Raw genomic sequence first — 22,676 nt, 5'->3', positions numbered from 1 at the left:
TGGGGAATTGCGGCGGGGTTAATTGCGGGTTCACGGACCTGCCGAACCACTATGGACAGCGCAAGCCTCGCGAAGTTGATTTATCTTGCAGATATTGCTAACCTGCTTTGCATTTTGGAAAGAATGTTGCATGCGCGACCTGCAAACAGTGCTGATCATCGCGCGGAGCGGCCCTGAATGGGCTGCCATCGCAGACACCTTGTCAGACCAATACGACTACCGCGTTCTTTCCGCCGATTCGGTCGAAAATGCGAGGGCATCCCTGGCCGACGCCCAAGTAGACATTGCTCTCGTCGAGTATGGCGAAGGCAAAGGTCTGAAGTTCCTCGTTGATCTACGAGTATCTCATCCTGACGTGATCCGCATCCTGGCGCTCGAGGCCAAGACCGAGATCGGCCAACGGGAAATGGCGCCCGCCGGCATCTATCAGCTCATCCGTAAGCCGCTGGACGCCAACCAGATTGGACTTATGGTGGAGCGTGGCCTTGAGGCCCGTGAACTTGCCCGTCGACATCGCCTTCTTACACGAGAGTTCAAATTTCCAGCGAATGCCACAGGCATTCACGCAAGGCCCATTCTGCCGATGCAGCCGGAGAGCCGCCGTTTCGAAAAGCTCGTCTACGTCAGTGAAAAACTACACAACCTCAGCGAGCTCGCGCGAAAAGCAGCCAAAACGGAGCTGCCTATCTTGATTCAGGGGGCAACGGGGACGGGCAAAGAGCTTCTCGCTCGCGCCATTCATTACAACTCTGGCCGCCGCGACAGCCCGTTGCTGGTCCAAAACTGCGGGGGGATGTCCGATGAGCTCTTACAATCCGAGCTCTTTGGGCACAAGCGCGGCGCTTTTACGGGCGCTGTCTCAGACCGGCTGGGCCTTTTTCGCGCCGCGGACCGGGGAACGGTATTCCTCGATGAAATATCCGAGGTGTCTTCATCTTTTCAGGTGAGCCTGCTTCGTTTCCTGCAGGAGGGAGAGGTCAAGCCGCTCGGCTCCGACAAGATCGTCACCAGCAATGTCCGCATTATCGCTGCCTCCAACCGTCCTCTCCGCGCGTTGGTCGCCGCGGGCAAATTCCGACAGGATCTCTATTTCCGCCTGCGGGGATTCGAGCTGGAAGTTCCCTCGCTGAGTGATCGCCGAGAGGATATCCCGGTGCTAGCGGAGTTCTTTGCCGCCAAGCACAGCGAGGCGATGGGGCGCAAGATCCTTGGAATTTCTGCAGCCGTTCTCGAAAAGCTCTCCGCTTACGACTTTCCGGGAAACGTTCGAGAACTTGAGAACGAAATCCGCCGCATGGTGTCACTGACGGAGGAGGGGGAGTACGTCACCACCACGCACATGTCGCCCGCTATATTGGCGGCCCCGCCGCGCTCCCGCTTCAAGTCAGCCGGCGGGTACGAGCTGCGGGGCACCACCTTGAAAGAAAAGGTCGAATGCCTCGAAAAGCAAGTTGTCGCCGAAGTGCTGTCGCGGCATCGGTGGAATCAAAGCAAGGCTGCGAACGAACTTGGACTCTCGCGCGTTGGACTTTCCAACAAGATCAAGCGCTATAGCCTCGATGAGGCAGAGTGAGACAGCCGATGGTACGCAACGAAGATCAGTTTAAGAGGGATCCCTCACCCAACCTGGTGCGCTTCCCCCAGTCGCGAGTTTCGCCTGCTCGCAGGACGCCAGCAAAGGATCTCGGGCTGAGCCTGCTTTCCAGAAGGCTCGGTCTGCCGGAGCGCCAATTGACTGGACATTGGTGCAGCCGCTGCGAGGGCATCTGGTACGGTTATCTGCTCGAGGTCGATTGTCCTGCATGTGGCAATCGTCACGGCTGAGTACCGCTGCTCGTCTTCAAAAAATCAGCACCGAACGAGCGATACTTCAGCCTGCCTCAGGGAAGGAGCTTTGGGCACCGTCACCCCGTAACAAGGACTAATGCCAACCCTTGCAATATTTGATGCGCTGCAACGATCATTGCTTACATTGACAAGCTGGTATGCATAGCAAACTTAGTATGCGCGGCGTCACACACCGTAGATCGCCCTGCGAAGTCAGCTGACGCTTAGAATCCTTGAGCTTTTTGAAAATTGCAAGGTACGAGCCGCTCGGCATGGTCCTTGCTACCTCCTTCCGACAAAGATGCCATGCCAGCGCGTCTGATTTGGTGGAGGAAATAGATGACTAATCTTCTTTGGCTCCAGGGGGGAGCGTGCTCCGGCAACACGATGTCGTTTCTCAATGCCGAGGAGCCAAGCGCCTGTGATCTCGTCACAGATTTCGGCATCAACGTCCTATGGCACCCATCGCTCGGCCTTGAGCTCGGCGAGAATCTGAAGAAGCTTCTCAACGCGCTGACATCAGGACAGATGCCGCTCGATATTTTCGTGTTCGAGGGCACGGTGGTCAACGCGCCGAATGGCACTGGCGAATGGAATCGCTTTGCGGGCCGCCCGATGAAAGATTGGGTCACCGATCTTGCCAAGGTCGCCGGCTATACTGTCGCGATTGGCGACTGTGCAACATATGGCGGTATTCCCGCGACTGCTCCCAATCCGTCAGAAAGCCAAGGACTACAATTTCTCAAACGTCAGCAAGGTGGCTATCTCGGCACAAGCTACCGATCAAAGGCAGGCTTGCCCGTCATCAACATACCGGGATGCCCAGCCCATCCGGATTGGATCACGCAAATTGTCGTCGCGGTGGCGACCGGCAGAGGTGCTGAACTCTCGCTCGACGAGTTTCAACGCCCAAAGACGTTTTTCACGAGCTTCACCCAGACCGGCTGTACGCGGAACATGCATTTTGCCTATAAGGTCTCAGCCACGGAATATGGCCAGCGAAAGGGGTGCCTGTTCTACGATCTCGGCTGCCGTGGACCGATGACGCATTCACCCTGCAACCGCATTCTCTGGAATCGGCAATCGTCGAAGACCCGAGCAGGCATGCCGTGCATGGGCTGTACCGAGCCGGAATTTCCGTTCTTTGAGCTGGCCCCCGGGACGGTATTCAAGACCCAGACTCTGATGGGCGTGCCCAAGGATCTGCCGTCCGGCGTTGACAAAGCCGGTTACGTCAAGCTGACCGCGGCCGCGAAAGCCGCCTCACCAGCATGGGCCGAGGAAGACATCTTCGTCGTCTGACGAGTGTCCTGCTCACAGACCTGTCGCTCAACCATCAGTCATCAGGAACCGATTCACATGCCAAGCGCAGTGCAAACTCTGGACATTTCGCCGGTCGGCCGGGTCGAAGGCGATCTCGACGTGCGTGTCAACATCCAGGATGGGGTCGTGGTCGACGCCTGGACCCAAGCGGAGCTGTTTCGCGGTTTCGAAATCATTCTGCGTGACAAGGATCCCCAAGCCGGCCTCGTTGTCACACCGCGCGCCTGCGGCATTTGCGGCGCCTCGCATCTGACCTGCGCCGCATGGGCGCTCGATACGGCCTGGCAGACCGAGGTGCCACGCAACGCCATCCTGGCCCGAAATCTCGGCCAGCTCGTCGAGAGTCTGCAGAGCCTTCCGCGCCATCACTACGGGCTCTTCATGATCGACTACACTCACAAGAATTATTCGAGCTCGAAATATTATAAAGAGGCGGTGAGGCGCTACGCTCCCTTCACCGGCGCAAATTACGAAATCGGCGTGACGATTTCTGGCAAGCCCGTCGAAATCTATGCTCTGCTGGGCGGGCAATGGCCCCACTCGAGCTACATGGTACCGGGCGGGGTGATGTGTGCCCCGACGCTCACCGACGTGACGCGCGCCTGGTCGATCCTCGAGTATTTCCGCCGCGAATGGATGGAAAAGATATGGCTAGGCTGCTCGCTCGAGCGGTACGAACAAATCAAAAGCTATGACGATTTCATGGCCTGGCTTGATGAAACGCCGCACCACGCCAATTCTGATCTGGGCATGTTCTGGCGGATGAGCATCGATTGCGGCATGGACAAGTATGGTCAAGGTCACGGCCGCTTCGTGTCCTGGGGATACCTTCCCCACGAGGACAAGTATCAGAAACCGACGATCGAAGGCCGCAACGCCGCGGTCATCATGAAGAGCGGCGTCTACGATGGCCGTAGCGATACGTTCAAGCTCATGGACCAGAACTTTACGCGCGAAGACACAGCCCATGCTTGGTACGATGAGCCGGGTGGGCTGCATCCGTTTGACCGCAAGACTGTACCGACCCAGAAGAACGCCGTCGACATGGGTGGAAAGTATTCCTGGGCCACCGCCGTGTGTCACGATGAAAGCGGCCGGCTCGAAGCTGGGCCGCTATCGCGGCAGCTGATCGCAGGCGGCAAGCACGGCGAGAGCTGGCAACATTACGATCCGCTGGTCCTTGATATGTACAAGAAGCTGGGGGGCGCCAGCGTCATGCTCAGGCACTTCGCCCGCATGCACGAAGGTGTCAAGTTATACCGGCAAGCTGAACACGCGCTTCGTGAGTTTCGGCTGAACGACCCGTGGTATATCAAGCCCAACGAGCGCGACGGGCGCGGCTGGGGCGCCACAGAGGCAATCCGAGGAGCGCTGTGCCATTGGATCGACGTCAAGGACGGCAAGATCAAGAACTACCAGATCATTGCGCCGACTACCTGGAATGTTGGACCGCGGGCGGCGGACGGCACCCGAGGACCGATGGAGCAGGCCTTGATCGGCTCGCCTATCAAGGATCCGAGCGATCCCGTTGAAGTCGGCCATGTCTGCCGCTCCTATGATTCGTGCTTGGTTTGCACGGTCCACGCGCACGACGCAAAGACAGGAGAGGAACTGGCGCGCTTTAGAACAGCCTGACCGCAAACTCGCTCGAGTCACTGGATTGCATCAACAGGCTTCGTTTGGTCATTCTCGCAGGCCGAGCGAACCACGGTGGATCACTACGTCAAAAGGCGCGTCGCACAATGGCGTCCGAAAACGGGGCTACCCTGAAAGCCATCGCCGATATGCTTGCGGATGGGCTCGAAACGCAAGTCGAGCCCTTTCCCGAGACGGACAAGGAATTTGCGGAAATTTTGCTGCAGCTGCGTCAGCTCGATACGAAGGACCTCAAGGCCAAACTCGTGATCTCGGGGTTCCTCGACCATCCTTACGGACCTGACAGGCAACGCTGCCTGGAATGCATGTACTATCTCGTGCACCGCAAATGGTGCGATCTGCCAGAGCTGTCTGTGCCTGTCGAGCCGGACTGGTGGTGCCGGCTATGGCGCATCTAGCTTCTCACCCGAGGCGCTCGTCATGGCCTCCGCCAGCGATGAAAGCTTACGTTCCCGCATCATCGGTCTCCTGACCTCTGGTCTTGCCACGGACGTGTATCCGCGCGCAGACAGCCATGAGCAAGTTCAGCGGCTTGTCTGCGACCTTCGCCTTGCAGGCGATGATCTGGAGGCTAAGCTCAAGCTCGCGGGGTTTACCTCATATCCGATTGAGCACGCCGGCATTACGCAGCTTTGCGAAACTTGCATGTACTACAAGGTGCACCAGCGCTTCTGCGAGCTGCCGGAACTGAATGTGCCGGTCGAACCCGATTGGTCCTGTAAGCTCTGGCGCATCTGATGCGCCTCATGGAAAGGGCACGCCGTGATTGCCGTGGTTGCTTGTGGAAATCCAAATCGTTCCGACGACGGCGCCGGTCTTGCTGTTCTCGGGCAGCTCAAAGATCGGGGGTTCGGACAGAATGCTGACATTCGTCTGCTCGACGCTGGCACCGACGGGATGGCGGCGATGTTCGCTGCGCGGGGCTGCCGAACGCTGATTATCGTCGATGCCTGCAGATCCGGCTCCGAGCCGGGCGCAATCTTCGAGGTCCCAGGACACGAATTGACCAAACCTTATGGAGGTGGACTTAATCTGCACGACTTTCGCTGGGAGCACGCACTTTTCGCCGGAAAGGCGATATTTCGCGATGCGTTTCCCGACGATGTCATCGTATTTCTGATCGAGGCAGAGCAACTCGATCTTGGTCTGTCGCTATCTTGTCGTGTATCGCAGGCGGTCATGAAGGTCGCCGCTAGGATCGAAGAGTTGCTGCGAACGCCCCAGGAGGCCGTGCCGGTGGGCTGATGCCAAATCTTGCGGTCACCATCAAAGACGGCTCGCTCTACTTTTCTGCCGCGCTCTGCAGACGCTTCTTCGATGGCCTTCAATGCGTCATCCTGCTCCGACGAGACAACGATCTTTGCATCCTGCCAGTCCGTCACCAGGCGGGCGGTGGATATCTGTTGAAGATGCGCAACATCGCTGGTGATCGCGTGGTGCATGCACCCGACTTCTTCAGCGAGCACAATGTCCCGATAGACGTCCGCGAGTTCGCAGCCGAATGGTCCTCCGCTGACCAAGCTCTCATCATCGCGCATGCGTTCGATTTGTAAACTTTCTTTACATTTCGCTTATTGAGTAGACAGACTGAAAATTTGGCTGCAAGATTGATCCGCATCAATGACGCGCGGCAAATCAAGCGCTCGGTCCGGGAGGACACCTTGGCGGCAGGCCTTCTGAGCGAACAGGTACGCGCAGCCTTGCAAGCAGCGGAGGCCGAGACGGCTACGCCGGCCGAGCGAGCCGAGATGCTCATGGAGATCGGAATAGGGCTGCAAACGAGGCCCAAGTCGCCGGATGAGATCAACTCCGCAATAGAACTCTACGACAAAGCCCTGACCGTCTGTCCCGGTGAGCTGGCTTTGCTGCGATCTCGTATTCTGGCGCGCAAAGCAACGGCGCTGCAGGCGATGCCCGAGCAGGGCACAAAGTCAATCGAGCTCGCTCGGTCCATCTTCGAAGCCATCATGCCAGAGCTCACTCAACTCGCAACGCTTGAAGAAACCGCGGAAGCCGAGATGAATCTCGGGCTGTGCATCCAAAGCCTCGCTGCCGTTGGCCGCGCAAAGATCTCTGAGGCGATAGCAGCCTATCAACGCGCCCTTCGTACCTTCACTCGAACGAGCCACCCCAAAGAGTACGCCATTCTTCAGAACAATTTGGCGACGGCCTTTCTCTCCATGCCGATGACCGATCAGCGCGGCAAAATGCGAGAGGCTCTTGCTGTTCAAGCCTTCGAGGAAGCGCTCAAAGTCGTGACTCTCGTCGATGATCCTGTCGAATACGCGATGTTGCAGAACAACCTCGGCAATGCCCTCCAATATGTCGCCTCGAGCCACGTGCTCGAGAATAATCTTCGCGCGCTTGAGGCCTATGACGAGGCACTTAAGGTCCGCACCCGCGAGACGATGCCGATCGAGTACGCGAACACCATCTCGAACAAGGCAAACTGCCTGTGGAATCTGCCCGGTCATGCCTCGAACTCGGAAACCGGCAGGGGCATCAATCTCTCAATGGCCCTCGTCTATTACAGAGAGGCGCGCGAAATATTCCTGGCCCATGGAGATCCCGGTCGCGCTCAGATCGTCAGCGAGGCCTCCATGCAGATCGAGCGCGAGCTGATGGAGCTGTCGGCGCTTCTCGATCGACCTACCACCCTGCATTCCTAGCAAATCTGGATCGAAGGAGTTCTTGCAAATGAGCGTGTCACTTACTCCGGCAATATTCGCCTTAAGTCTCGGTCTGGCGATGATTGCATCAATCGCAGGAGGAATGGTCGGCGGCCTCATCGTCGGCGGAAAAGTGCTCGGAAATGAGCTCGCAGCGCTGCTCGGTGGTTTCTACGGCCCGTTGGCTGGAATTGCCGGCGTTTTCGTCGGCCTTATCGCTCTTTCGATCATCGCTTGAGGAAGATGACATGTGGGCAATGACACAGAACTCCATCTTGTTGTTCTTCCGCGGAAAGCTTTTCGCAGACCCAGCCAAGGCTTACCGGCAAATTGCGATCGGGGTGGCGGTCACAGCCATGCTGCTCATCATTCTTACGCTGGTCGGGGCGCCGATATGGGCGGCTTCAGCCCTGGCAGCAGCAATTGGTGGGGGCTTGCAGCCTTATCTCTTCCGAAACCTCCGCTATAGGTGAGGAGCGCGGCCGGCGCGAGATCGCATGAACGCTCACGAATCGACACCAACACTTCGGGAGGATCTCGCCGGCTTTGTCGGCGATATCGAGCGGTTGGAAACGGTCGTGGCGACCTGGGATGAAACGCAGCGGGGCGTCGTTTCCGCCTACAAGATCGCGATCGAAGCGCTCAATGCGGAAGCGTTCCGGCGCCTGATACGTGCCTTGAAGGCCGATCCCGCCGCGCTGGCCGCCATGAAGAGCGCAGCTTCGGACGAGCTCGTCTACGCGGTGCTGCGGCGCTACAACCTCTTGAGGGCGGCCCTCAACGAGCGGGTCGAGCAGGCACTCGAAAGCGTCCGGCCGATGCTGAAATCGCATGGTGGGGATGTCGAACTCGTCTCGGTTCGCCCGCCGGCAGTGGAGGTTCGGTTCAAGGGAGCCTGCGACGGCTGTCCCGCCTCGGCGCTGACATTCCATGCCGGCGTGAAGAAGGCGCTTCAGGATGTCTGCCCCGAGATCACCGACGTTATTCAGGTCAAGGGGCTGGCCGCGGCGAGCGAAGGCGGCGTTCGGTTCATCAGCCCCTTCGCGCTGAATGCGGAAGGACAGTGGATACCGGCGGGAGCTTGGGCGGATTTTCCGGAGGGCTTGGTCCGCGCGATGGAATTGGGCGGACGCAAGATCATCCTGTCACGTAGTGGGGAATCGATCTCCTGTTTCGAGAATGCCTGCGCGCATCTCGGCCTTCCGATCCATGATGGCGAGGTGCAGGGCGGCATCATCACCTGTCCCTATCATGGGTTCAGATACGACCTCGCCAGTGGCGAATGCCTGACCGCGCCTGAGGTGCAACTGCAGCCGCACGCGGTCAGGATCATCGGAACCAGGGTTGAAGTGAGGATAACGGCATAGCCATGATCACTTCAGCCGCAACCATTCGCTTGGACCGACCGCGCGCTAGGATGCGCGACAACCACGTGCCACGCCGGTTTCTCTCGCCGGCCGGCGCCCGCGTGATTCTGGGTGGAGAGGTCACGCCGGACGGACTTGTGCAATCGATCGTTCCGTCGGCCCAGACGTTGTTCGGCCCGCGTGGGGTGTGTCTCGACAAGAACGGGCCCATGTTCGTCTGCGACAGTGGCCATCATCGGCTGCTGATCTGGAGCCGCTGTCCGTCCTCCGATCAAGCGCCCGCCGATATTCTGATCGGTCAATCCGACTTCTCGCGCGAGGGCCGCAACGCCAAGCGCGACATCGGCCCCGACACGCTCAACTTCCCGACCGGCGTCGCTGCCGCAGACGGCATCCTGGCCGTGGCGGATGCATGGAATCACCGGATCCTGATCTGGAATCGCTATCCATCCGCCTCGAACCAGCCCGCCGATGTGGTTCTAGGTCAGGCGGACTTCGTCTCAGGCCTAGCCAATCGCGGAAGAGCGGTGTCTCGCTCCGACACACTGAATTGGTGCTACGGGGTCGCGATCTTCCAGGGCAGGCTGATCGTCTGCGACACCGGAAATCGCCGCGTTCTGATCTGGAACGGCATTCCGACCGCCAACGGCACGCCGGCCGATCTGGTCCTCGGCCAAAGAGACTTCGTCACCCGTGATGACAATGCCGGCGGCGACGTCTGTGCCACCAGCATGCGGTGGCCGCACGGCATCGCCTGCCATGACGGCGCACTCGCGATCTCGGACGCGGGCAACAATCGCGTCATGGTATGGCGCCATTTCCCCACCGTCAGCGGGACGCCGTGCGATTTCGTGCTGGGCCAGGACGATTTCGCGGGCGTCGATCACAATCGCAGCTCGTACGATCCATCCTCGAGCGCGATGAGCATGCCCTATGGTCTCGTCATCTGGGATGGCCAGCTCGTGGTCTGCGATACCGCAAATTCGCGGCTGCTTGGCTTCCATCTCCAGGACCTCGCCATGGATGCGCCGGCCACAGGGCTGGCGGCCCAGAACGGCTTTGCCGACAAAGGTGACAATCGCTGGCGCGCGGCAAGTCGCGACAGCCTGTGCTGGCCTTATGCTGCTTCGGCAGTCGGTCGGACTCTGGCGATCGCCGACACCGGCAACAACCGGATCCTGATCTGGGACAAAACACCATGAGCAGGCTCAACCTCGCCGCGCCGCAGAACCCTGTCGAGGTCGTTGAAATCCGGTTTCGCGGACGTGTGCAGGGCGTCGGCTTCCGGCCGGCGGTCTGGCGCCACGCGCGGGAACTGCGGCTTGGCGGCGAGGTGCTGAATGACGGAGAAGGCGTTCTGGTTCGCGTGCAGGGAGAACGGGCGATCATTGACATGCTCGTCGACCGCATCGCTGGCGATCCGCCGCCGCTGAGCCAGATCGAGGCAATCGAGATCACCGCCTATGCGGGCGTGCTGCGCGACGATTTTGCGATAGTCGAGAGCGCACATGGCGGGGCTCATACCGAGATTTCACCTGACGCGGCGCTCTGTGCCGATTGCGCGCGCGAAACCACCGATCCCTTTGCGCGCCGCTTCCGCTACCCCTTCACCAATTGCACCAATTGCGGGCCGCGGCTGAGCATCGTCGACGGCATCCCCTACGATCGCGCCAAGACCGCGATGTCGCCGTTTGCAATGTGCGCCGACTGCGCCCGCGAATACCGCGACCCTTCCGACCGGCGGTTTCACGCCGAACCGATCGCCTGCCATGCCTGCGGGCCCAAGGCGAAGCTGGTCAGGCTCGACGGGCGTCACTTTACCTTCGAGCAGTTTTCCATGCTTGACGATGTGGATGCGGCGTGCAGCCTGATCCAGAAGGGCGAAATCGTCGCCGTCAAAGGGCTCGGCGGCTACCAGCTCGCCTGTGACGCCACCCAGGCCGACACGGTCAGGAGGCTGCGCAAACTGAAACAGCGGGACGGCAAGCCGTTTGCCCTGATGGCCAGGGACGTTGACGTTATCCGCCGGTTCTGCGATCTCGCCGAACACGAGTTGGTCGCGTTGACAAGCCCGGCGGCCCCCATCGTGCTCCTGCATGCGAATGGGCCGGAGCACCTGCCTGACGAGATTGCACCGGGATTGCGGACGCTCGGTTTCATGCTGCCGACGACGCCGCTGCATGTCTTGCTGCTGCGGCGGATGGACCGGCCGGTCGTCATGACCAGCGGCAATTTGTCGAGCGAGCCGCAGGTGACGGGCGATACGGAGATGACGGAGCGCCTCGCGGGGATTGCGACGTTCGCGCTCACCCACGATCGGCGCATCGCCAACCGTGTCGACGATTCTGTGGTCCGGGTGGTGGCGGGCGGGCCGCGGCTCCTGCGTCGCGCCAGAGGATACGCACCGGCGCCGATCGCCCTGCCCAGGGGGTTCGCGAAAGCGCCCGATCTGCTCGCCATGGGCGGGGAGCTGAAGGCCACGTTCTGTTTGCTCAAGGACGGCGCTGCGATCCTGTCCCAGCATCAGGGCGACCTGGAGGATGTCGCGACATTCGACGATTACAGGAAGAACCTATCGCTCTATGCCGCGCTCTTCGAGCACGAGCCTACGGCAGTGATCGCCGACATGCACCCCGAATATCTGTCCTCCAAGCTCGCGCGCGAGCACCTGGCGGGCGGGACGCTGCCTTTGATGGAGGTGCAGCATCATCACGCCCATGTGGCGGCCTGTCTTGCCGAGAACGGATATGCGCTCGACGGCCGTCCGGTCCTCGGGATCGTTCTCGATGGTCTCGGATGGGGCGAGGACGCGACGTTCTGGGGCGGCGAGTTCATGCTCGCCGACTATGTCGGCTACACGCGGGCCGGTACGTTCAAGCCGATCCCGATGCTTGGCGGCGTCCAGGCCGTGCGCGAGCCCTGGCGCAATCTCTATGCGCATCTCATGGCGGAGATGAGCTGGGCCGAGCTGACAATGAATTTCGCCGAGCTCGAGCTCCATTCATATTTGGCGGCAAAGCCGCGCGCGCTGCTGGATTCGATGGCGCGCAACCGCATCAACGCTCCGCCAGCATCATCCTGCGGGCGCTTGTTCGACGCCATGGCCGCCGCCCTCGATGTCTGCCGGGACGCGCAGAGCTATGAGGGCGAGGCGGCGGCGCGGCTGGAAGCCATGGTCGACGAGAAAACTCTCGCCGATGAAGACGAGGCGCTGGCCTATCCGCTGACGATCCCCAATCTCGCCGGCACGGGTTTGCCCTATATCGAGCCGCTCGCGATGTGGCATGCGGTGCTGGGTGACCTGATCCTGAAGACACCGGCGCCGGTGATGGCTGCACGGTTCCACAAGGGGCTGGCCAAGTCCATCGCCGCCATGACACGCAAGCTCGCCGGCTCCCCCGAGGACGGCGAGCGACGCTTCTCGACCGTCGCGCTCACCGGCGGCTGCTTCCAGAACCGCATCCTATTCGAGGAGGTGGTGCGCCGGCTGGAGCGCGAGCAGTTCACTGTGCTGTCACATGCGCGCGTTCCGTCCAACGATGGCGGACTTGCTCTCGGCCAAGCCGTCATTGGAGCTGCGCATCTGATGAAATCAAACAAAGACTTCAGGGAAGGAAAGCCGTCATGTGTCTCGGTATTCCCGGGCGGATCGTAAGGATCGACGACGAAGCGAGAAAGCTTGCGACCGTCGACGTCAGCGGCGTCAAGCGGCAGGTCAACATCGCCTGCATCGTCAGCGAGGATCATCCGCCGTCGGCCTGCCTCGGCGACTGGGTGCTCGTCCATGTCGGATTCGCGATGAGCCGGATCGACGAGGAAGAAGCCGCGCAAACGCTCAAGATTCTCACAGAACTGGGTGAAGCACAGGCTGAAATCGAAGCCATGAAGCGTTCGGCAGCTGAGCCGGGAGGGTAGCGCCATGTCAGGCAACAGCGACCTGAAGGAACTTTATCCGTTTCTGCATGGCGGACAGCAGGAGCCGGCGCGGCTGGATGCCGCCCTCCTGCTCTCGGTCGAAGAGAAGGCACGCGATTCGCGCGACACCAATGCGCGCTTCTTTGCCGAGAACGCCGCGGTGCTGATCGCCGCGGCGAAAACGGTCGCGGATGTCTATCGCAACGGCGGACGGCTATTCTCGATGGGCAATGGCGGCTCGAGCTGCGACGCCTCGCATGTCGCCGTGGAGTTCGTCCACCCGATCACGGCGGGCAGGCCCGCACTGGCCGCAACCAACCTCGTCGCCGATCTGGCGATGATCTCGGCGGTCGGAAACGACCTCGGTTTCGATCACGTCTTCGTCCGCCAGATCGTGGCCCAGGGGCGGAAAGGCGATGCGCTCATTGGCATCTCCACCAGCGGCAATTCGTCGAACCTGATGGCCGCCTTTGCCAAGGCGAAGGAGATGGGCCTCGTGACCATTGGGCTTGCGGGCGGCGACGGCGGAAAGATGAAAACCGCGGGTGTCGTCGACCATTGCCTGGTCGTCCCGACGACGTCGATCCATCGCACCCAGGAGTGCCATGTAACCGCCTACCACATCCTCTGGGATCTCGTTCACACGCTCTTGGCTGACGACCGGGGATCGGCGCGAACGAAGGGAGCCGTGGCATGAAATATGTCGACGAATTCCGCGACGGCGAAAAGGCGCGCGTACTCATCGGCGAGATCGAGTCGCTGGTTTCCGGCATGAAACTTCCGGAGGGCCGGCCGCTTTACCTGATGGAGGTCTGCGGCGGGCACACCCATTCGATCTTCCGCTATGGGCTCGAGGGCATGTTGCCCAAGGCTATCGAGCTGGTTCATGGTCCGGGATGTCCGGTCTGCGTCCTGCCGATGGGACGGGTCGATGATTGCGTCGCGATCGCGGAGAACCCGAAGGTCATCTTCACAACCTTCGGAGACGCGATGCGCGTGCCCGGCTCGCGGAAGAGCCTCCTGCAGGCCAAGGCGGATGGTGCCGACGTGCGCATGGTCTATTCGCCGATGGACGCGCTCCAGCTCGCTCGGCGCAATCCCGCTCGCGAGGTCGTTTTCTTCGGCCTCGGCTTCGAGACCACCATGCCGTCGACCGCATTGACGATCCTGCAGGCGGAGAGCGAGGGGATCCGGAACTTCTCCGTGTTCTGCAACCACATCACGATCGTTCCGACCATCAAGGCGATCCTCGACAGTCCCGGCCTGCAGCTCGACGGCTTCCTCGGGCCCGGCCACGTGTCGATGGTGATCGGCACGGCTCCTTACGAGTTCATCGCCAATTTCTATCGCAAGCCGATGGTGGTCGCCGGCTTCGAGCCGCTCGACATCCTCCAGTCTATCTGGATGCTGCTGAAGCAGATCGCGGAGGGGCGGGTCGAGGTCGAGAACCAGTATGCCCGCGTCGTGCCGAGCGAGGGCAACAACGCGGCGCTGCGCGCGGTGGCCCAAGTATACGAATTGCGCGAGTTCTTCGAGTGGCGCGGGCTTGGATCGATCGATCATTCCGGCGTGCGCCTGCGCGATGCTTATGTGCATTTCGACGCGGAGCGCAAATTCGCGATTCCCAACGTCAGGATCGCCGACCCGAAATCGTGCCAGTGCGGCGAGGTGCTGAAGGGCGCACTCAAGCCGTGGCAATGCAAGGTGTTCGGCACCTCATGCACGCCGGAAACGCCTCTCGGAGCACTGATGGTGTCCTCCGAAGGAGCCTGTGCTGCCTACTACCAGTATGGCGGCCAAAAGCGCCAAGCGGAGGTCGTATGAATTTCGTCCCCTTCGTCAAGACGCGCACGCGCGGCAAAGTCAATGTCAGCTCGGTGACGCTGGCTCATGGCGGCGGCGGCAAAGCCATGAAGGACCTGATTGACGACGTGTTTCTGACGGCCTTCGGCGAGCACGCCTGTGAGCCGCTCGAGGATCAGGCGCGGTTCGATCTGGCGGTCTTCGCAGCCCATGGCGACAGGCTCGCCTTTACGACCGACTCCTTCGTGGTCGATCCCCTGTTCTTCCCGGGCGGCGATATCGGAAAGCTCGCGGTTTGCGGCACGGTGAACGATCTCGCCGTCGGCGGGGCGGTGCCCATGTATCTGTCCTGCGCGGTCATCATCGAGGAGGGCGTGCAGATCGATCTCTTGCGACAGGTCGCGCTTTCCATGGCGCGAACGGCTTCGCAAGCGGGGGTGCAGATCGTCACGGGCGACACCAAGGTCGTGCCACGGGGAGCGTGCGACAAGATCTTCATCACGACCACGGGCGTAGGCGCGATCCCTGCCTCGCTCGCGCTCGGCGTGGACAAGGCCCGCGCCGGCGACGCCGTCCTCGTGAACGGACTGCTGGGTGACCACGGTGCCGCCATCCTGTGCGCCCGCGGCGACATGGCGCTCGAGACGCCGATCGCCAGCGATTGCGCCTGTCTGCACGAGCTGATCGGCGCGATCCTCGCCGCCGCACCGGGCACTCGCTTCATTCGGGACGCGACGCGCGGCGGCGTCGCGACGGTGCTGAACGAGATCGCGGACGGCTCGGGGGTCTCCATCGAGATCGAGGAGGGCATGACGCCGATCCGCGAGGAAGTGAAGGCGTTCTGCGAGGTGCTTGGGCTCGATCCGCTCTATCTCGCCAATGAGGGCAAGATCGTCGTGATCGTTCCCCCCGATCAGGCCGAAGCCGCGCTGGCTGCCATGCGGCGAGATCCACTGGGTTTGGATGCCGCCCGTATCGGCCGGATCACCTCGGACCAGGATAGCCGCGTCATGATGCGGACGAGCTTTGGCGGACACCGAATGGTCGACATGCTCGTCGGCGAACAGCTGCCTCGGATCTGCTGAGAGGACCCATGCACGAGCTCGGCATCACCCGTAACATCGTGGCGATCGTCAGCGATGCCGCCAAGGGCCGCAAGGTCCGCCGCATCACCGTCGATGTTGGAGATCTCTCCGGCGTGATGGGAGAGGCGATCGCATTCTGCTTCGAGACCGTCGCCCGCGGGACGCCTCTTGACGGCACAGCGCTCGACATCAGGCGCGTGGCCGGGCGAGCGCTGTGCGCGACGTGTCGTTCGGAATTCGAGCAGGCGAGCCTGTTTGCGCCGTGCCCTTGTGGCTCGCGGCAGTTTACGCGCCTTCAGGGCGAGGAATTGAAGATCAGAAGCATGGAGATCGAAGGGGAGGCTGCCTGATGTGCGGACATTGCGGTTGCGGCGCCAAGGCGGGTGCCACGGTGATCAATCTCCAGACCGGACATGAAGCGAGCCTGGGCGGTGGGGAGACCGGTGAGCACCTGCATGATCATTTCCATGTCCACGCGGATGGCGTTGCTCACGCCCATTCGCATGACCATGATCCCGCCCACGTCCACTCTCACGCTGGACACGGCCATGATCACCATCATCATGACCATCATGATCACGGACATCATGGACGCCGACATTCGCATGACCATGCCCACGAACACGGGCATACCAATCATGACGAAGCTGCGGGCCTGGTGCTCGATCTGGAAGCCCGGATCCTCGCCAAGAACGACGTTTTGGCAGCAAGGAACCGGGCCTGGTTCGCCGGTCGCGAAATCCTGGCCCTGAACCTCGCAAGCTCGCCCGGCGCCGGCAAGACCACGCTGCTGGAGCGAACCATTGGCGACCTTCATCACGAGGTCAATCTCTTCGTCATCGAAGGAGACCAGGTGACGGCCAATGATGGGGAGCGAATTCGACGCGCAGGCGCCCCAGCAGTCCAGGTCAATACGGGCACGGGTTGCCATCTCGAGGCCGACATGATTGCGCGCGCTCTTTCAGAGCTGCGTCCACCGCCGGAATCGATCGTGATGATCGAGAATGTCGGAAATCTAGTTTGTCCTGCGATGTTCGACCTTGGCGAACATGCAAGGGTCGTCATCCTCTCAGTGACCGAGGGAGAGGACAAGCCGATCAAATATCCTCACATGTTCCGGTCGGCTGACCTCATGATCTTGAACAAGCTCGACTTGCTTCCGCATGTGGATTTCGATGTCGATCGCGCGGTGGCATACGCCAGAGACGTCAACCCGGCCATCGAGGTTCTGCAGGTCTCGGCCAGAAACGGCGCAGGATTTGAGGAGTGGTACGGTTGGATACGACGGCAAAGCAAGTTGCTGAAGGACACCGTATTTCCCTCTTGATGATTGGATCTTGCCATGTTCGGAATATTGGGGCTGGGACTGCTGCTGGGCATGCAGCACGCGCTCGAGGCCGATCACATTGCGGCGGTATCGAGCATTGCGGCGCGCCGCAGCGATGTGGGCGAGATCGTCAAGCATGGGTTGACGTGGGGAATTGGACACACCATCACTTTGTTCCTGTTCTCCGGGGCGGCTTTGGTGCTCGGATATGCAATTCCGCCGGGCGTTTCGCAACCGCTAGAGGCGGCCGTCGGCTTCATGTTGATTCTGTTAGGAAGCAACGTCATATGGCGCTTATGGCGCGAACGTGTCCATGTTCACCATCACATCTCAGATTTTCGTGCTCCTAGTCACAAGAGCGAAATTTGGCGCCCTGAGGCGCGCGCGCATGATCATGACCATGGTGCGCGCTGGCGGACGCTGGCGGTCGGGCTCATGCATGGGATGGCAGGCTCAGCCGCGCTCCTCGTCTTAACCGTCTCACAAGCGCCGAACCATCTAGCGGGGATACTTTACGTGTTACTATTTGGTATGGGCTCGATGATGGGGATGGCCGCACTGTCGTCGCTGATTGCGGTTCCCTTAGTCATCTCAGCCCGAACCTTAACTTGGGTCAACCGGTCTTTGCAGTTCGTTATCGGAAACATCGCGATGGGACTTGGCCTCTTGACCATCTATGGAACAGTCGCCGCCGCTGGCTAGCGAGAGGTCAGCTACCCTTCGCCATTTGAATGCGTCTTTTTTCTAAGGATGGTCCGGAGAATCGATACCGGGGGTGTCTCGACCGCCCCTAGCAGCGCGCTGCTCTCCTCGGTCGTGCCGCTTGGGTGCGACCCGGTAGATACGCTGCGCGAGCCAGCAAGCTCCCAATGACGGCGGCTCCCTTCGCTCTCGCATTTACGGACTTTATCTCTTCATCCTCTCGGCAGTCCCGGGTTGACATTAAACCGCTAGCGCCGTCTCGAACTTGGCCTCTATGTTAGTAGCGATCCTTTCCGATGGCTCGACATTGAGCATCTCGCCGCGCGCGCTGCCAGGATGCTCTGCCAGACGGCGGATTGTCGGCCCCTCGCAATCGACAAAGGGTCTATAAGCGGTTGCCGCCTATCCGCGAACCAGGAGAGGTTCGCGAATAAGGAAGGGAGGGTTCAAGCCGGAGGCAAAGGTTTTTTGTTGCCTAGGCAACTAATTCATGCGAACCTTCGCGCAAGGGAAGATGGCGGGACAACCGCTACGCCTTTCCTGGGAGGACCGATGTTCGGCAGGGATGGTATCGCCAGCAAACGCCGGCGCAAGCGTGAAGGTAACGAAGCCTTGCGTGCACATCGTGCTGTGCGCCCTGGCTTAGCTATCGGTATCCGTCACCGCGCCGAGATTTTCATGCAAACGGCGCAGCAGCCCGATCAGTATTTCCTGCTCATCCCTGGAAAGGCACGACAGCAGCCGCCGCTCGCGCCCAAGCGCCACGGCGATCACCTTGTCGTGGGTGGTGCGCCCCTTCGCTGTCAGGGAGATCGAATGGGTGCGGCCGTCATTCGGGTCGATGCGGATCGCGATCAGGCCTCGCTTCTCCATGGCGGCGAGCGTCCTGCTCACCGGCCCCTTGTCGAAGCCGATGACGTGGCAGATGCGGGCGGCCGGAATGCCTGGCTCGATTGCGAGCAGGGCAATGATGCGCCACTCGGTGACGTTGACGCCGAACGCGGGCTGATAGAACGCGTTCGCGCTCTTGGACAATTTATTGGCGATGAAGGTGATCAGAGCCGGGATGTAGCGGTCGAGATCGAGCAGCGGCGCATCGCCTTCAGTCGCGGTGTTGTGTCTCGATTTGCTGGTCGGTGGCTGCATCACGTCGGGGCTCGCTTCATGCGCTGCTCCAGAAATAAGGACATGCGCGAACGCTTCACAAGCCCAAATTTGCGAGGACTGCAATGACTGTACCGAGCGCCTGTGCTTCGACCGCCGGTCCAATGGCCATTCCACACCTTGACGTCGACCCCTTCGCGATCTCGTTCTTCGACGATCCCTATCCGACCCATGAAAGGCTGCGAGAGGCCGGCCCTGTCGTCTATCTCGATAAATGGAACGTCTACGGCGTGGCGCGTTATGCCGAGGTCTATTCAGTCCTCAACGATCCCCAGACCTTCTGTTCCAGCCGCGGCGTCGGTCTTTCCGACTTCAAGAAGGAAAAGCCCTGGCGGCCGCCGAGCCTGATCCTGGAGGCCGATCCCCCCGCGCACACCCGCACCCGCGCCGTGCTGTCAAAGGTGCTGTCGCCCGCGACCATGAAGCGGATCCGCGACGGCTTCGCTTTGGCGGCCGAAGCCAAGATCGACGAGCTGCTGCAGCGGCGCAAATTCGATGCGGTCGCCGATCTCGCAGAGGCCTATCCGTTGTCTGTATTTCCGGATGCGCTCGGACTGAAGGCGGAAGGGCGCGAGCACCTGATTCCTTATGCTGGTCTCGTCTTCAATGCCTTCGGCCCGCCAAACGAGCTACGTCAGACCGCAATCGAGCGATCGGCGCCGCACCAGGCCTATGTCGCCGAGCAGTGCCAGCGACCGAATCTTAAGCCTGGCGGCTTTGGCGCCTGTATCCATGCGTTCTCCGACACTGGCGAGATCACGTCGGATGAGGCGCCGTTGCTCGTGCGCTCACTGCTGTCCGCAGGCCTCGACACCACAGTCTATGGCATCGGAGCCGCTCTCTATTGCCTGGCACGCTTTCCGAAGGAATTCGCGCGGCTGCGGGCCGATCCGTCGCTGGCGCGCAACGCCTTCGAGGAAGCCGTTCGCTTCGAAAGCCCGGTGCAGACCTTCTTCCGCACCACGACGCGCGAGGTCGAGATCGGCGGCACGCGCGTCGGCGAGGGCGAGAAGGTCCTGATGTTCCTCGGCGCGGCGAACCGCGACCCGCGCCGCTGGATCGAGTCCGATCGCTACGACATCACCCGCAAGACTTCGGGCCATGTCGGCTTCGGCTCCGGCATTCACATGTGCGTTGGCCAGTTGGTAGCGCGGCTCGAAGGTGAGGTGGTGCTGTCCGCGATCGCGCGAAGGGTTGCATCGATCGAAATCTCCGGTCCCGTCGAGCGCCGCTACAACAACACGCTGCGCGGGCTAGAGAGCCTGCCGATATCCATCACCCCGGCCTGACGAGGACCTTTGATGCCAGCCATTACTTTCGTTCATTCCAACGGCAATAGCGATCACCTCGACGCCAGCGACGGGGAGAGTGCGATGCAGGCGGCAACCCGCTACGGCCTCGACGGCATCCTCGCCGAGTGCGGCGGCAACGCCATGTGCGCGACCTGCCATGTCTATGTCGACGACGCCCTGGCTGGCGCGATTGCCGGCCGTCCGCGACGACGAGGACGCGCTGCTCGATGGCACCGCCGCGGAGCGGCGGCCGACGAGCCGGCTGTCCTGCCAGATCAGGATCACGTCTGAGCTCGACGGTCTCGTGCTGCGTCTGCCGGAGCGGCAGGTCTAGGTTCCAGTTTTCGGCAACGACCGACTCGCGGGAGTGAGGGAGGACAAAGAATGAAGCACCTGGGGTGGACCATTGCGCTTGCCGCAAGCTTTTGGGTCGGCGCCGCGAACGCGGAGATTTCGGATGGCGTCGTGCGTATCGGCGTGCTCAACGACATCTCCGGCATATTCCAAGACACCAACGGCATGGGCTCGGTCGAAGCCGCACGCATGGCGGCGGAAGATTTCGCCGGCGGCGGCAAGGACGTCAAGGTTGAAATCGTCTACGCCGATCATCAGAACAAGGCGGACGTCGGCTCGGCCATTGCGCGAAAATGGCTCGATGTTGAAGGTGTCGATGCCATCGTCGACGTGCCGAACTCGGCGGTGGGCCTTTCCATCAACAATGTGCTACGCGACAGCCGGATGACGTTCCTGGCGTCCTCCACCGCGAGCGCCGACCTAACCGGCAAGGCCTGCTCGCCCAACACCATCCAATGGGTCAACGACACCTGGGCGACCGGCAACACCACGGCGGCGGCAATGATGTCGCACGGCGGCAAGGAGTGGTACTTCCTCACCGTCGATTACGCGCTCGGTAAAGGCATCGAGGCGGAAGCGCAGAAATATATCGAGGCGCATGGCGGCAAGGTGATCGGCTCCTCCAAGCATCCACTCGGCACTTCTGACTTCGCCTCCTTCCTGCTTCAGGCGCAGGGCTCGAAAGCCCAGGTGATCGGGCTTGCCAATGCAGGCGGCGACACCATCAACGCGGTGAAGCAGGCGGCTGAGTTCGGTATCCAGCAGAGCGGACAGAAGCTCGTTGCCTTCCTCCTCTTCATCAACGACGTCCACGGAATGGGATTGAAGGTCGCTCAAGGACTGCAACTCATGGAGGCTTTTTACTGGGACATGAACGACGACACCCGTGCCTTCGCCAAACGCTTTGCGGCACGCCCCGGCATGAACGGCAAAATGCCGAGCGGCAATCAAGCCGGCGTCTACGCCTCCACGCTCGCCTACCTCAACGCGGTCGCCGCTACTGGCAGCGACAACGCCAAGGACGTCGTGCCGCAGATGAAGACGTTCAAAGGCCACGATAGGCTTTTCGGCGATACCGCGATCCGTCAGGATGGCCGCGTCGTGCATCCGATGTACCTGTTCGAGGTCAAGAAGCCGGAGGAGACGAAATATCCGTACGATTATTACAAGCTTGTTTCGACGATCCCGGCAGACCAGGCGTTCCGGCCAATGGTGGAGGGCGGCTGTGCGTTGGTGAAGTAGGGAGCGCTGCCGAGTAACCAGGACATTGGCACGCTTCACGTTTTGGTGCGGCGTTTCCAGCCTGCAGGAAGTACCTGCGAACTGGCTGGTTGGTAGCGGCCGGGGTTGCGATTTCGCTGTCCGGGCTGCGCCGCGAGCCATGATCTCAAGAGCGCATATCCGTGACTCCGCCCGGTGTCCTTATCTCAAGAGTTCACCTGGCTCTGCGGTTGTTCTGGCGTGAAGACGCCGCAGCAAGCTTTAACAGAGGCAGAAACGCGCTCAATTGGCGCAGCGCGCTTCCAGCGCGTCGACAAAGGAACGGTCCCAGCGGCCCTCGCGAATGGCCTGCATCGTCGCCTCCTCCTTCTGATGTTGAGCCATCGCCTTCTCGATCACGCTTGCGGCAAGACCGGGCGGGAAGGCGAGAAGTCCATCTTGGTCCCCGACGATCACGTCTCCCGGATTGACCACCATACCGCCGACCGTGATCGGCACGTTGATCTCCCCTGGACCGTCCTTGTAGGGGCCGCGGTGGTTCACGCCGCGGGCATAAACGGGAAAAGCTCGTGCGCCGATTTCGGCCGCGTCCCGAATGGCGCCATCGAGCACCATGCCGGCGAGACCCAGCGAAGCGGCGGCGAAGGTCATGATGCCACCGACCAGAGCGTTGGTAGTGTCTCCGCCGGCATCGACCACCATGACGTCTCCGGGCCGGCAGAAATCATAGGCGCGCAGAATGGCGAGGTTGTCCCCGCCACGCGTCTTCACGGTCACCGCCGTGCCGGCCATGGGGGCGGGCGAATGGTAGGCGCGAAGACCGATGCTGCCGCAGTTGCGGTGCAGTTGATCGCTCAGCAGCGCCACCGCGATGCTCCGCAGCTTGGCGACGGTGGACGGGTCGACCTGGGGAGCGGAGGGGTTTCTGACGATTCCGGGATTGGTCATGGAGGATGCTTTCGATCAATTTC

25 protein-coding genes and 1 pseudogene are annotated in these 22,676 nt (G+C 61.2%); 23 read left to right on the top strand and 3 right to left on the bottom strand.

Annotated elements, in window-relative coordinates; genetic code table 11:
• Positions 1–130 precede the first annotated feature (130 nt).
• The 18 genes from AC0WRY_RS36745 to AC0WRY_RS36660 all read left to right on the top strand — a co-directional run bounded on the left by AC0WRY_RS36745 (position 131) and on the right by AC0WRY_RS36660 (position 15,995).
• Positions 131–1,573: a sigma-54 dependent transcriptional regulator gene (locus AC0WRY_RS36745; protein WP_128930101.1), complete on the top strand. Its 1,443-nt coding sequence runs from the start codon at positions 131–133 to the stop codon at positions 1,571–1,573.
• 593 nt (positions 1,574–2,166) lie between these two features.
• Positions 2,167–3,129 (top strand): NADH-quinone oxidoreductase subunit B family protein, encoded by a 963-nt coding sequence (locus tag AC0WRY_RS36740; protein ID WP_128930103.1) that lies wholly within the window; start codon positions 2,167–2,169, stop codon positions 3,127–3,129.
• A gap of 57 nt (positions 3,130–3,186) precedes the next feature.
• Complete coding sequence (locus AC0WRY_RS36735; protein ID WP_128930104.1) at positions 3,187–4,785, top strand: nickel-dependent hydrogenase large subunit; 1,599 nt, start codon at positions 3,187–3,189, stop codon at positions 4,783–4,785.
• Between the two features lie 107 nt (positions 4,786–4,892).
• Entirely contained in the window at positions 4,893–5,204 is a 312-nt protein-coding gene (locus tag AC0WRY_RS36730; RefSeq protein WP_128930105.1) for a hypothetical protein, read from the top strand.
• Between the two features lie 22 nt (positions 5,205–5,226).
• Positions 5,227–5,544 carry a hypothetical protein gene (locus AC0WRY_RS36725; protein ID WP_128930106.1) on the top strand — a complete coding sequence of 106 codons (318 nt, stop codon included), beginning with the start codon at positions 5,227–5,229 and terminating at the stop codon, positions 5,542–5,544.
• 24 nt (positions 5,545–5,568) lie between these two features.
• Entirely contained in the window at positions 5,569–6,051 is a 483-nt protein-coding gene (locus tag AC0WRY_RS36720) for a hydrogenase maturation protease (RefSeq protein ID WP_128930107.1), read from the top strand.
• Positions 6,051–6,359 (top strand): hypothetical protein, encoded by a 309-nt coding sequence (locus AC0WRY_RS36715; RefSeq protein WP_128930108.1) that lies wholly within the window; start codon positions 6,051–6,053, stop codon positions 6,357–6,359. The genes AC0WRY_RS36720 and AC0WRY_RS36715 overlap by 1 nt, the downstream gene beginning before the upstream one ends.
• Positions 6,360–6,413: 54 nt before the next feature.
• Positions 6,414–7,475, top strand: coding sequence for a tetratricopeptide repeat protein (locus tag AC0WRY_RS36710; RefSeq protein WP_232995559.1), 1,062 nt, complete (start codon positions 6,414–6,416; stop codon positions 7,473–7,475).
• Positions 7,476–7,503: 28 nt separating this feature from the next.
• On the top strand, positions 7,504–7,713 hold the full coding sequence (locus AC0WRY_RS36705) for a hypothetical protein (protein WP_128930109.1): 210 nt from the start codon (positions 7,504–7,506) through the stop codon (positions 7,711–7,713).
• A gap of 10 nt (positions 7,714–7,723) precedes the next feature.
• Positions 7,724–7,948, top strand: coding sequence for a hypothetical protein (locus AC0WRY_RS36700; protein WP_128930110.1), 225 nt, complete (start codon positions 7,724–7,726; stop codon positions 7,946–7,948).
• A gap of 24 nt (positions 7,949–7,972) precedes the next feature.
• Positions 7,973–8,842 (top strand): NifU family protein, encoded by an 870-nt coding sequence (locus tag AC0WRY_RS36695; RefSeq protein WP_128930111.1) that lies wholly within the window; start codon positions 7,973–7,975, stop codon positions 8,840–8,842.
• A 65-nt stretch (positions 8,843–8,907) separates the two neighbouring features.
• Positions 8,908–10,044 (top strand): NHL repeat-containing protein, encoded by a 1,137-nt coding sequence (locus tag AC0WRY_RS36690; RefSeq protein WP_232995560.1) that lies wholly within the window; start codon positions 8,908–8,910, stop codon positions 10,042–10,044.
• Entirely contained in the window at positions 10,041–12,497 is a 2,457-nt protein-coding gene (hypF, locus tag AC0WRY_RS36685) for a carbamoyltransferase HypF (protein ID WP_128955153.1), read from the top strand. Before AC0WRY_RS36690 ends, hypF begins: the two co-directional genes overlap by 4 nt.
• The gene (locus AC0WRY_RS36680) at positions 12,467–12,757 is read left to right on the top strand and encodes a HypC/HybG/HupF family hydrogenase formation chaperone (protein WP_128930114.1); all 291 of its coding nucleotides are present in this window, start codon (positions 12,467–12,469) and stop codon (positions 12,755–12,757) included. The genes hypF and AC0WRY_RS36680 overlap by 31 nt, the downstream gene beginning before the upstream one ends.
• A 4-nt stretch (positions 12,758–12,761) precedes the next feature.
• Complete coding sequence (locus AC0WRY_RS36675) at positions 12,762–13,454, top strand: D-sedoheptulose-7-phosphate isomerase (RefSeq protein WP_128930115.1); 693 nt, start codon at positions 12,762–12,764, stop codon at positions 13,452–13,454.
• Positions 13,451–14,581 carry a hydrogenase formation protein HypD gene (gene hypD / locus AC0WRY_RS36670; protein ID WP_128930116.1) on the top strand — a complete coding sequence of 377 codons (1,131 nt, stop codon included), beginning with the start codon at positions 13,451–13,453 and terminating at the stop codon, positions 14,579–14,581. Before AC0WRY_RS36675 ends, hypD begins: the two co-directional genes overlap by 4 nt.
• Positions 14,578–15,645: a hydrogenase expression/formation protein HypE gene (hypE, locus tag AC0WRY_RS36665; protein ID WP_128955154.1), complete on the top strand. Its 1,068-nt coding sequence runs from the start codon at positions 14,578–14,580 to the stop codon at positions 15,643–15,645. Before hypD ends, hypE begins: the two co-directional genes overlap by 4 nt.
• An 8-nt stretch (positions 15,646–15,653) precedes the next feature.
• The gene (locus tag AC0WRY_RS36660; RefSeq protein ID WP_128930118.1) at positions 15,654–15,995 is read left to right on the top strand and encodes a hydrogenase maturation nickel metallochaperone HypA/HybF; all 342 of its coding nucleotides are present in this window, start codon (positions 15,654–15,656) and stop codon (positions 15,993–15,995) included.
• Here the strand turns inward: AC0WRY_RS36660 and AC0WRY_RS36655 are convergent.
• Entirely contained in the window at positions 15,941–16,285 is a 345-nt protein-coding gene (locus AC0WRY_RS36655; RefSeq protein WP_308421686.1) for a hypothetical protein, read from the bottom strand. The two genes, AC0WRY_RS36660 and AC0WRY_RS36655, sit on opposite strands and share 55 nt — an antisense overlap.
• An 18-nt stretch (positions 16,286–16,303) precedes the next feature.
• Between AC0WRY_RS36655 and hypB the strand changes: the two genes are divergently transcribed.
• Positions 16,304–16,972: a hydrogenase nickel incorporation protein HypB gene (gene hypB / locus AC0WRY_RS36650; protein WP_308421687.1), complete on the top strand. Its 669-nt coding sequence runs from the start codon at positions 16,304–16,306 to the stop codon at positions 16,970–16,972.
• A 15-nt stretch (positions 16,973–16,987) separates the two neighbouring features.
• Positions 16,988–17,674, top strand: coding sequence for a sulfite exporter TauE/SafE family protein (locus AC0WRY_RS36645; protein ID WP_128930120.1), 687 nt, complete (start codon positions 16,988–16,990; stop codon positions 17,672–17,674).
• 642 nt (positions 17,675–18,316) lie between these two features.
• Here AC0WRY_RS36645 and AC0WRY_RS36640 read toward each other — a convergent pair.
• The gene (locus AC0WRY_RS36640; RefSeq protein WP_128930206.1) at positions 18,317–18,820 is read right to left on the bottom strand and encodes a MarR family winged helix-turn-helix transcriptional regulator; all 504 of its coding nucleotides are present in this window, start codon (positions 18,818–18,820) and stop codon (positions 18,317–18,319) included.
• Between the two features lie 83 nt (positions 18,821–18,903).
• On the opposite strand from AC0WRY_RS36640, the gene AC0WRY_RS36635 reads away from it, so the two are divergent.
• The 3 genes and pseudogenes from AC0WRY_RS36635 to AC0WRY_RS36625 all read left to right on the top strand — a co-directional run bounded on the left by AC0WRY_RS36635 (position 18,904) and on the right by AC0WRY_RS36625 (position 21,726).
• The gene (locus tag AC0WRY_RS36635; RefSeq protein ID WP_128930121.1) at positions 18,904–20,127 is read left to right on the top strand and encodes a cytochrome P450; all 1,224 of its coding nucleotides are present in this window, start codon (positions 18,904–18,906) and stop codon (positions 20,125–20,127) included.
• Positions 20,128–20,139: 12 nt separating this feature from the next.
• A pseudogene (locus AC0WRY_RS36630) lies at positions 20,140–20,464 on the top strand (2Fe-2S iron-sulfur cluster-binding protein).
• Between the two features lie 50 nt (positions 20,465–20,514).
• Complete coding sequence (locus tag AC0WRY_RS36625; protein WP_128930122.1) at positions 20,515–21,726, top strand: ABC transporter substrate-binding protein; 1,212 nt, start codon at positions 20,515–20,517, stop codon at positions 21,724–21,726.
• Between the two features lie 261 nt (positions 21,727–21,987).
• On the opposite strand, the gene AC0WRY_RS36620 is transcribed toward AC0WRY_RS36625, so the two are convergent.
• Complete coding sequence (locus AC0WRY_RS36620) at positions 21,988–22,653, bottom strand: RraA family protein (protein WP_128930123.1); 666 nt, start codon at positions 22,651–22,653, stop codon at positions 21,988–21,990.
• Positions 22,654–22,676 lie beyond the last annotated feature (23 nt).

This window comes from Bradyrhizobium sp. T-12, from assembly GCF_058314695.1.
The sequence above is the reverse complement of the archived record's forward strand: the minus strand, read 5'-3'. Positions and strand labels throughout refer to the sequence as shown.

Coding starts and splice junctions, on each gene's coding strand:
- AC0WRY_RS36705 (WP_128930109.1), top strand. CDS start 7,504: ATGAGCGTGTCACTTACTCCGGCAATATTCGCCTTAAGTCTCGGTCTG.
- AC0WRY_RS36680 (WP_128930114.1), top strand. CDS start 12,467: ATGTGTCTCGGTATTCCCGGGCGGATCGTAAGGATCGACGACGAAGCG.
- AC0WRY_RS36700 (WP_128930110.1), top strand. CDS start 7,724: ATGTGGGCAATGACACAGAACTCCATCTTGTTGTTCTTCCGCGGAAAG.
- AC0WRY_RS36640 (WP_128930206.1), bottom strand. CDS start 18,820: ATGCAGCCACCGACCAGCAAATCGAGACACAACACCGCGACTGAAGGC.
- AC0WRY_RS36735 (WP_128930104.1), top strand. CDS start 3,187: ATGCCAAGCGCAGTGCAAACTCTGGACATTTCGCCGGTCGGCCGGGTC.
- hypE (WP_128955154.1), top strand. CDS start 14,578: ATGAATTTCGTCCCCTTCGTCAAGACGCGCACGCGCGGCAAAGTCAAT.
- hypF (WP_128955153.1), top strand. CDS start 10,041: ATGAGCAGGCTCAACCTCGCCGCGCCGCAGAACCCTGTCGAGGTCGTT.
- AC0WRY_RS36645 (WP_128930120.1), top strand. CDS start 16,988: ATGTTCGGAATATTGGGGCTGGGACTGCTGCTGGGCATGCAGCACGCG.
- hypD (WP_128930116.1), top strand. CDS start 13,451: ATGAAATATGTCGACGAATTCCGCGACGGCGAAAAGGCGCGCGTACTC.
- AC0WRY_RS36695 (WP_128930111.1), top strand. CDS start 7,973: ATGAACGCTCACGAATCGACACCAACACTTCGGGAGGATCTCGCCGGC.
- AC0WRY_RS36730 (WP_128930105.1), top strand. CDS start 4,893: ATGGCGTCCGAAAACGGGGCTACCCTGAAAGCCATCGCCGATATGCTT.
- AC0WRY_RS36675 (WP_128930115.1), top strand. CDS start 12,762: ATGTCAGGCAACAGCGACCTGAAGGAACTTTATCCGTTTCTGCATGGC.
- AC0WRY_RS36740 (WP_128930103.1), top strand. CDS start 2,167: ATGACTAATCTTCTTTGGCTCCAGGGGGGAGCGTGCTCCGGCAACACG.
- AC0WRY_RS36635 (WP_128930121.1), top strand. CDS start 18,904: ATGACTGTACCGAGCGCCTGTGCTTCGACCGCCGGTCCAATGGCCATT.
- AC0WRY_RS36620 (WP_128930123.1), bottom strand. CDS start 22,653: ATGACCAATCCCGGAATCGTCAGAAACCCCTCCGCTCCCCAGGTCGAC.
- AC0WRY_RS36655 (WP_308421686.1), bottom strand. CDS start 16,285: ATGATTGGTATGCCCGTGTTCGTGGGCATGGTCATGCGAATGTCGGCG.
- AC0WRY_RS36725 (WP_128930106.1), top strand. CDS start 5,227: ATGGCCTCCGCCAGCGATGAAAGCTTACGTTCCCGCATCATCGGTCTC.
- AC0WRY_RS36745 (WP_128930101.1), top strand. CDS start 131: ATGCGCGACCTGCAAACAGTGCTGATCATCGCGCGGAGCGGCCCTGAA.
- AC0WRY_RS36660 (WP_128930118.1), top strand. CDS start 15,654: ATGCACGAGCTCGGCATCACCCGTAACATCGTGGCGATCGTCAGCGAT.
- AC0WRY_RS36625 (WP_128930122.1), top strand. CDS start 20,515: ATGAAGCACCTGGGGTGGACCATTGCGCTTGCCGCAAGCTTTTGGGTC.
- AC0WRY_RS36715 (WP_128930108.1), top strand. CDS start 6,051: ATGCCAAATCTTGCGGTCACCATCAAAGACGGCTCGCTCTACTTTTCT.